General features: G+C 59.5%; 2 protein-coding genes. Both read left to right on the forward strand.

Annotated features, from left to right (window positions below):
* The first annotated feature begins 87 nt into the window (after positions 1–87).
* On the forward strand, positions 88–693 hold the full coding sequence (locus B4U49_RS00835; protein WP_078082709.1) for a YggT family protein: 606 nt from the start codon (positions 88–90) through the stop codon (positions 691–693).
* Positions 694–943: 250 nt separating this feature from the next.
* Positions 944–2,920, forward strand: a complete 1,977-nt coding sequence (locus B4U49_RS00840) for a dynamin family protein (protein ID WP_078082710.1) — start codon at positions 944–946, stop codon at positions 2,918–2,920.
* The last annotated feature ends 48 nt before the right edge of the window (positions 2,921–2,968 follow it).

The raw sequence follows: 2,968 nt of genomic DNA on the forward strand, positions 1-2,968 counted from the left end.
ATTGAGCGCATGCGCTCAATTTGCGGCCGGGCCATCCATGGCCCGGTTTAACAAACTGTTTGTAACAGCCTGTTAAAAGGACTTTTGATGGTCAACACCTTCAGCAATATCGGCGTTTTCATTCTCGCCACTATCGGCATTCTGTTTCTGTTTGCGGTCATCCTGCGCTTTATGCTGCAACTGGGGCGCGCCGACTTTTACAACCCGATCTCCCAGGGCATCGTCAAGGTCACCAACCCGCTGTTGCGTCCGCTGCGCAAGATTGTGCCCGGCCTGTTTGGTCTGGATATGGCATCCCTGGTGCTCGCCCTGCTGGTAGGCTGGGTGATGATCCTCGGTGCGGGCTTCCTTGCCGGAGCCGGACTGTTGAACCCGTTGAGTGCACTGCTGTGGTCGTTGCTGGGTGTGTTGATGACCCTGATCGCGATCCTGTTTGTCGGTATGCTGGTCTCCATCGTGGTCAGCTGGGTCGCGCCCCAGAGTTCTCATCCCGCGCTGATGTTGCTGCGCCAGCTGCTGGAGCCGATCTACGCACCGGTGCGCAAGATCATCCCGCCGTTGGGCGTGATCGACATCAGCCCGATTTTCGTCTTCATCCTGCTGACCGTGGCCGACAAGCTGCTGGTGGGCTTCGCGCAGAGCGCGCATATGCCGCAGCTGGTATACAACCTGTTCTGGCATATTCCCTTCTAAACAACCCACCAGAGTTACTTGCAGGTCTGTGGCGAATCCTTCACAGGCCTGCTCGCCACGCCCTGCAACGATGTGTCTCAGCATTTTCGAGCTGTCTTAACTGTCAGCCTCCCCGGATTCTTCCCCCCAAGCCTTACCCAGTTCGCGAAACCGTGTCAGCAGGGTTTAACTCCGCGCCGGGTTGCTGGAAAATGGCACGAAATATTCATCAGTAATCACAATAAAAGCAGTAACAACAAGAACACTAAACATGGAAGATGCGACCTTGCGCCAGCACATTGCCGATTACGATCAGTGGAAGAGGGGGCTCGACGGCCAACTAGATGCGTTCAGCCACTGGTTGGAAGACCACTTCCCCAACTCCGCCGGCGCCCGCCAGGTGGTTCAGCAGGCGCGTCAGCTGCTAGTGGAAGACCAGTTCACCGTCGCCCTGGTGGGGGAGTTCTCCCGCGGTAAAACCGAGCTGATCAATGCGATGTTGTCGCATACTTACGGCAAGCGCCTGCTGCCGTCGCGCCCGGGCCGCACCACCATGTGCCCCACGGAAATCTTCTGTGACGGCAGCGAACAGGCTTCGGTACGCCTGCTGCCGATTGAGACCCTGGCTACCAACACCAGCCTGGAGAGCTTCCGTCGCATTCCGCAGAAATGGGTCAATCACGCCTTTGATCCGGATGATGCTGAAGCCACCCGCGAAGCACTAATGAAAGTCGCCGCCACCAAGGCGGTGACCCCGGAAGAGGCTGCCCGCTACGGTTTTGACCGCCGTCACCTGGATGGCAACGGTAATCTCGTGCAGATTCCCGCATGGCGCTATGCGTTGATTTCCCTGCCGCACCCGCTGCTGGCACAGGGGCTGCGCATCATTGATACCCCGGGATTGAATGCCCTGGGCAACGAGCCCGAGCTGACTCTCTCCACCCTGCCAGGTGCGCAGGCGGTCGCCTTCTTGCTCTCCGCTGATGCTGGCGTCAGCGGCACAGACCTGAACATGTGGGAAACCCACCTGGTGCCCCTGCGGGATCATCGCGGCACGGCGGTGATGGCGCTGCTCAACAAGATTGATGTGCTGTGGGACGATCCCGACGAAGATACGGACCAGATGCTGCGCAAGATGCGCGATGAGGTGAGCAAGCTGCTGGACCTGCCGCAGGAGAATGTGGTCGGGGTGTCCGCGAAAAAAGCCTTGCTGGCACGCGCCGAGCGCGATCCGGTTCTGCTGAAACAGAGCTGTTTCGGAGATTTTGAGAAGCTGCTGGTACAGCGCCTGATGGAGCACCGCCAAAAGGTAGCCAACCACCGTTCTCTGCATCAGGCACTGACCCTGATGGCCGACACCCGCGACCTGTTGAAGCGTCGCCTGAACAGCGGTAGCGCCACCCTGGATCACCTGAAGCGCCACGGCGCCACCAATCCGGATCAGCTCGAGGAGCTGAAGCAGCTGCACCAGACCGCCAAGGAACAGCACAAGTACTGCCACCAGGAGCTGCTTACGCTCAAGTCCAGTCAGCGCATGCTGTCCCGCCAGCGCGCGTCTCTGCTGGCCCCGGTTTCCAGTCAGCAGTTGCAGCAACTGATCGATGAAACCCGCAAAGCACTAAATGAGCGCTGGTCGCCCCTTGGCCTCGCGCGGGCGATCGATAATTTTATGGGTGGTGTGGAACACCAGCTCTCGAATCTCGAGCGCGAAGTGGATCAGACCAACCGTCTTGTAGACGCGATTTACGATCGCTCTACCCTGAATAACATCATTTCTGCGGAGCAGCACTTTGATATCGGCGGCTTCCGCGCGGCGCTGCGCGGTCTGCACCGCCAGGCTGCGCAACTGCGTCGCTCTCCCCAGCTGCTGCTGGCTCGTCGCAACCGCCTGACCGAGCGCTTTGTGGCGACGCTGGCCAACGAAGTGGGGCGCATGTACAGCCAGATGATCTCTTCTGTGGACGGTTGGCTGGAGCAGGTGCTGGAACCGCTCAAGCAGCATGTGCAGTACCAGAAGCATCTGCTCAACCGCCACCTGATCAAGCTCACCGAGCTGAAGCAGAAAACCCAGACCAAGCGCACCGACTTGCGTGCGCTGGAAGAGGAACTGGTGCGCAACCACAGCGCTTTGGGAAGCCTGGAAGACCTGCTCAAGCAGACCCAGCCCGCGCCACAACCGCTCGCGCCGGCGCCAGTGGCGACCATGGCCAACAATGTGACGCCATTGAAAGCGCCTGCCATTTCTTGATGGGAGCAGAGTAGATTTGTGGCGATTCGGGCGGCGGGTGCGCCCTTG

The sequence above is a fragment of the Microbulbifer mangrovi genome, from assembly GCF_002009015.1.
Classification (GTDB): Bacteria; Pseudomonadota; Gammaproteobacteria; order Pseudomonadales; family Cellvibrionaceae; genus Microbulbifer; species Microbulbifer mangrovi.